Consider the following 1,104-nt stretch of genomic DNA (forward strand, 5'->3'; position numbering starts at 1 on the left):
GACCTGTTGCTCCCGCTGGGCCTGTTGCTCCGGCTGGACCTGTTGCGCCCGCTGGGCCTGTTGCTCCTGTTGGACCTTGTGGACCTTGTGGACCTTGTGGACCTGTTGCTCCTGTTGCTCCTGTTGGACCTGTAATTCCTGTTGGACCTGGAACTCCTGGTGGCAATGGTGCTCCCGTAGGACCTGTTGGAGCTGGTGGTAGTGGTAAGACTGGTGGTAATTGTGGGCCTGGTGGGCCTGGTGGTATTGGCAAATAGATACACCTCCAAAAATATTTTGACGTACACTTTATCTTATTTTTGTTGGACAAGTTTGTTTGGATTTTAATACTATTTCTATTAAAAATCCGCAAAAAAACTCTACTTACTAGATTCAAAACTATCATTGATAGCCAAATGTGATCTAGTTTAGTAGAGTCATTGTTAAAATATTTTTCTTACTTCTATTTATTAATTAGTTTATAGCTACTCCTGCGCTAGCATATCCAGTAACAGTATTGATAAGGCTAGCACCGTTTGCAGTTGCAGTAAATACCATCATTAAACGAGTTTGTGCTGCAATTGGTACTGCTAAAGGTGTAGAAATACCGCTAGTGATTTGGCCTATTGTAAGCGGACCTGCTAGAGCCGGTAAAGTGACACTTGCACCTGCAACTGGAGTAAAGTTATTACTATTTACTGGTGCACTATATAATTGTGCAGTGACAGTAATACTTGTTCCTAAAATATTTAAAGCTACTACATTACTATAAGATGCGGAAATAGCCGTAATTGTACCAGCTCTAGGCATTGAGAATGCAAAATCAAGAATTTCAGTTGGTAAACCAGTTCCAGTTAAATCAATCGCTGGTCCAGGAAGTAATGCAACATTCGGAATTGAACTTCCAAATCCTACAAGACCTGCTGTTCCTGCTAATCCGCCTAAAACTGTTGACATTACTACTGGTGCACCTGATGCAAACGGAATGATTGCACCTGTACCTGCTATTCCAGTTGCCCCTGCTGGGCCTGTTGCTCCCGCTGGGCCTGTTGCTCCGGCTGGACCTGTTGCTCCCGCTGGGCCTGTTGCTCCTGTTGGACCTTGTGGACCTTGTGGACCTTGTGG

General features: G+C 44.6%; 2 protein-coding genes. Both read right to left on the reverse strand.

Features of this window, described 5'->3' with window-relative positions:
* The coding region (locus tag COE53_RS23645; RefSeq protein WP_180242478.1) for a collagen-like triple helix repeat-containing protein at positions 1 to 253 on the reverse strand (253 nt) is incomplete at its 3' end.
* A gap of 200 nt (positions 254 to 453) precedes the next feature.
* Positions 454 to 1,104, reverse strand: a 651-nt coding sequence (locus tag COE53_RS23650) for an exosporium glycoprotein BclB-related protein (protein WP_286162621.1), incomplete at its 5' end; no start/stop codon positions are given.

The sequence above is a fragment of the Bacillus sp. AFS029533 genome (assembly GCF_002585125.1).
Classification (GTDB): domain Bacteria; phylum Bacillota; class Bacilli; order Bacillales; family Bacillaceae_G; genus Gottfriedia; species Gottfriedia luciferensis_B.